Here is a 4496-nt window from a genome sequence, read left to right as displayed (position 1 = left end):
GGCAGCACCTGCCGGTAGGTGAGCTCGCGGGCGGTGGTCACCCGGAACGCGACCAGACAGATCATCGTGTTGATTGCCACTGCGGCCAAGACGACGCCGACCTTGCCGACCAGTCCCAGCGACCCGGTCAGATGCCCCACGCCGGACAGCACCGTCGTCGCGATAACCGCCGAACCCAGCACCAAAAGCAACAGCAGGCTGCGGCGCCGGGACCGCACCAGGTCGGGCCGCATATTGCGCGGTACGGCCCACACTGAGTCCATCGCGTTCTGCAGCGCCTGCCCTACCCCCAGCCCGCCGTAGAGGGCGCCGAGAATGCCGACGATTACCGCTGCGGGGCCGCCGCTGAGTCCTTCGGGCTGCTGCAACTGGCTGCCGATCACCGGGAACTGGCTCAGGGTGCTCTGCAGGACCTGCGCTTGGAGGTCGGGCCGGTCGGCGAGCAATACGCCTAGGCCCGTAGTCAGCAGCAGCAATAGCGGAAACAGCGAAACGAAGGCGTAGTAGGTGATCAGCGCGGCCAGGTAGCCGCCTTGGTCATCGAGGTATTTGTAGATGACGGCGACGACCACTCCGACCGCACGATTGCGTCGTTGCAGCCTGTCCAGCCAGCCGACCATCGCCGCTCATTTCGATTCAACCCAGCCATCCCTTGTGACGGTGGTACCCGGATGCACCGTCGGCCAACCGGACGACGCAACGCTGCTTAGGCCGAAGAGTTAGGGGTATCCCAGCGCCGGTAGCCACGAAAAATCAGCCCGGGAGTATCCATGCCACCTCGCCGTCAGCCCGATCAGAAAGCGCCCAAGCCAGCCAGCCCTACCGGGCGGACCAATGGGGACGCCGGAGACTTCGATGCCCGCGCGCAGTCGGGGCGATATCTGACCACCGCCCAGGGTGTGCGCCTGCCTGACACGGACCACTCCCTGAAGGCTGGCAATCGCGGTCCGACCCTGCTCGAAGACTTCCATTTACGGGAAAAGATCACGCATTTCGATCATGAGCGCATCCCTGAGCGCGTCGTACACGCCCGAGGAGCCGCCGCACATGGCGTCTTCGAGTCCTACGGAACGGCCGCCTCGGTCACCAAAGCCGGGTTCCTGGCGCGCAAAGGCAAGAAAACGGAAGTGTTCTGCCGGTTCTCGACGGTTGTCGGCTCGCGCGGCTCCGCTGACACCGTGCGGGACACCCGCGGGTTCGCCGTAAAGTTCTACACCGACGAGGGCAACTTCGACTTGGTGGGCAACAACATTCCGGTGTTCTTCATTCAAGACGGCATCAAGTTCCCCGATATTGTCCATGCCGCCAAACCCCATCCCGATCGTGAGATCCCGCAGGCCCAGTCCGCGCATGACACGTTCTGGGATTTCGTCTCGTTGCACACCGAAGCCACCAACCACGTCTTCTGGCACATGAGCGATCGGGGCATTCCACGCTCGTTCCGCACCATGGAGGGCTTCGGGGTCCACACCTTCCGCCTGACCAACAAGAAGGGCAAGACCAGCCTGGTCAAATTTCACTGGAAGCCGGTTGCCGGAGTCCATTCGCTGGTCTGGGAAGAGGCGCAGATCGCGGCGGGTTGCGACCCGGATTTTCACCGTCGCGACATGGCCGACGGAATCGAAGCGGGCGCTTACCTCGAATTCGAGCTGGGCATCCAGGTCATGCCCGACGACGGCACCGACACCTTCGAGGGTATTGACCTGCTGGACCCGACCAAGATCGTGCCCGAAGAGATGGTCCCGGTGCAGTTCATCGGGAAGATGACCCTCAACCGCAACCCGACCAACTACTTCGCCGAGACCGAACAGGTCGCCTTCCACACTGGAAACCTGGTGCCGGGTATAGAACCGACCAACGACCCGCTCATGCAGGCCCGGCTGTTCTCCTACCTGGACACCCAGCTCATCCGACTCGGTGGCCCCAATTTTTCGCAACTTCCGATTAACCGGCCACACTGCCCGGTCAACGACATGTTGCGGGATGGCATGCACCAGACCGCAATTCACACCGGTCAGGCGCCGTACCTACCCAACAGCATCGACGACGGGGAGCCACTGGTCGCCGACGCCGACGAGGGTGGCTATGTGCAGACGCCGCGCCACGTCGAGGGTCCGACTGTGCGCGCAGCTCCGGTGTCCTTCGAGGACCACTTCACCCAACCGGCGATCTTCTACCGCAGCCTAAGTGCCATCGAGCAGGCGCACATCATCGAGGCGTTCACGTTCGAACTCGGCAAGTGCTACGAGCAGGCCATCAAGGAAAGGCAACTCGAAGTGCTGGCCAATGTCGATGCCGATCTGTGCAAACAGGTGGCGGTCGGACTCGGGCTACCGGCGCCGAAGGGTAACCCGCCCAAGAACGTGGTGGTGTCGCCGGCTGTGTCGCAGATCGTCGAAACGCCTGGGCCCATCGACGGGCGCAAGATCGGCATTATCGCGGGCGCCGACTCCGATCTGGGCGGTGTGTCCAAGCTCATCGACTCCGTCCTGGCTTTGAAGGCCACGCCGCTGGTGACCGCGCCTATCGGCGGTGTCTTGAAGTCCGGGCGGCGCAGCGTGATCGTCGAGCGGACCTTGCTGACCGCGAGGTCGATCGAGTTCGATGCGGTAGTGGTGGCCGCGGGCACGAAGCCCGTCAACGACATCAAGCTAGTTATCTTGCTGCAGGAGGCATTTCGGCATTGCAAGCCGATTGCCGCATGGGGTGACGGCACCGCAGCGCTGACAGCCGCAGGCATTGCGCTGGACGCGCCGGGAGTGCTCGTAGCCGACAAGGTGGACAAGAAGTTCACCGCGGCGCTCGCAGCTGCGGGAGGGTTGCACCGGGTATGGGATCGCGCCGTCGACGTGATGGCTTCGCAAGTGCCGCCGGTGCGCTCGGCTCGGCGGTGACGGGTCAGACGGTCGCGCGGTCGCGTCCTTCCCAATACGGCTTGCGCAGGTCCTTTTTCAGGATCTTCCCGGTCGGATTGCGCGGCAACTCATCGGCGATGTCGATCGTCTTCGGGCACTTGTAGGCGGCCAGGCGCTCACGCGAGAAGGCGATCAGCTCAGCTTCGGTGACCTCACCCTCAAGTGAGACAACGGCTTTGACGACCTCACCCCACTTGTCATCCGGCACGCCGATGACCGCGACCTCCACCACCGCCGGATGCTCGGCCAGCACTCGCTCCACCTCGATCGAGTAGATGTTCTCCCCACCCGAGATGATCATGTCCTTGAGCCGATCCTCGACGAAGATGTAACCCCCGTCGTCGACGCGTCCGATGTCGCCGGTGCGGAACCAGCCGTCTTCGGTCACCGCTTCCGCGGTGGCCTCCGGCTTGTTGTGGTATCCCTTCATCAGTTGCGGTGTGCGAAACCACAATTCGCCCTGCTCACCGGTCGGCACGTCCTCGAGCGTGTACGGGTCGACAACCCGAACCTCGGCGTTGGGCACCAGCGTTCCCGCGCTGCCCAATCGCTCCGGGCGGTCTTGGGTCCGGTGGGCTTCTGGAAGCAGGTGACTGATCACGCCACACACTTCCGTCAGGCCGTAGGCCTGAATGAAGTCTGTGTTCGGCCAAGCCTCCAGCGCCGCGCGCAGCAGCGGCAGTGGCATCGGTGAGGCACCATACGAATACGTTTTGAGTGCACCGAAGAGCTTCACGGCGTCTTCACCGGATTCGAGCACCTTCGCCAACACCGCCGGTACCAGGAATGTTCTGTTGGCGCCCTTGAGAATTGCGCCCGCGAGCGCGATGCCGTCGACGTCGCGCGTCATCACGCTCGGGATCCCGTCGTGAATGCCGAACTGCACGTAGGACGACCCGCCGACGTGAAACAGCGGCATCGACACCATGCTCTTGTCGCCGGGCTCGAATTCGAAGCCCTCGTGCGCGTTGATGGTGTGCGCGATCAAGTTCGCCTGAGTCAACTCCACACCTTTGGGACGGCCGGTCGTGCCCGAGGAGTACATGATGATGCACACGTCGTCGGGTTCGACATCGTCGGCGCGGCCCACGGGTGTAGCTCCGGCCAGCAGCGCCTCGTACTCGTCGCCTTCCTCGCCCGCAGGTGTCACCTCGATGATGTGCTCGACATCGGTGAGCTCGTCGCGGATCTTGTCGACGGTCGGCTTCAGCTCCGAGCCCACAATCAGCACCTTGGCGCCGGAGTCGTTAAGTACGTAGTCGAGTTCGTCGGCCGCGAGCCGGAAGTTGATGATCGCGTTGGCCGCACCCAACGATGCTGCCGCGAGGGTGAGTTCGACACACGCCGGGTGGTTCTTGTCCAGGAACGCCACCGCGTCGCCGCGCTTGATCCCGAATTCCGTTAGCGCACCGGCTAACCGGCGAACCCGGTCGTTCCATTGCGCCCAGGTCCAATTCCGGTCCAAATAATCGATGGCCTCTTCGTCGGGCTTGGTGGCCGCCCAGTGGGCCAGGCGCTCGTCGAGGAATCGCGGATCAGCTAGGTCGGGCATGAGGCGAGCCTTTCGTCAGTCGGAACGCG

Annotated in this window: 3 protein-coding genes; 1 reads left to right on the top strand and 2 read right to left on the bottom strand. The window is 63.6% G+C overall.

Annotated features, from left to right (window positions below):
* Positions 1-620 (bottom strand): YhjD/YihY/BrkB family envelope integrity protein (locus A5634_RS01575; RefSeq protein WP_172831586.1); only part of this gene is annotated, 620 nt, incomplete at its 3' end.
* A 150-nt stretch (positions 621-770) separates the two neighbouring features.
* Between A5634_RS01575 and A5634_RS01570 the strand changes: the two genes are divergently transcribed.
* Positions 771-2894 (top strand): catalase, encoded by a 2124-nt coding sequence (locus tag A5634_RS01570; protein ID WP_065142339.1) that lies wholly within the window; start codon positions 771-773, stop codon positions 2892-2894.
* Positions 2895-2898: 4 nt separating this feature from the next.
* Here A5634_RS01570 and A5634_RS01565 read toward each other — a convergent pair whose 3' ends face one another.
* Complete coding sequence (locus A5634_RS01565) at positions 2899-4467, bottom strand: long-chain-fatty-acid--CoA ligase (RefSeq protein ID WP_065142338.1); 1569 nt, start codon at positions 4465-4467, stop codon at positions 2899-2901.
* Between the last annotated feature and the right edge of the window lie 29 nt (positions 4468-4496).

This window comes from Mycobacterium asiaticum (assembly GCF_001673365.1).
Classification (GTDB): domain Bacteria; phylum Actinomycetota; class Actinomycetes; order Mycobacteriales; family Mycobacteriaceae; genus Mycobacterium; species Mycobacterium asiaticum_A.
Note: the sequence above shows the minus strand (reverse complement) of the source record. Positions and strands in the feature narration are given on the sequence as shown.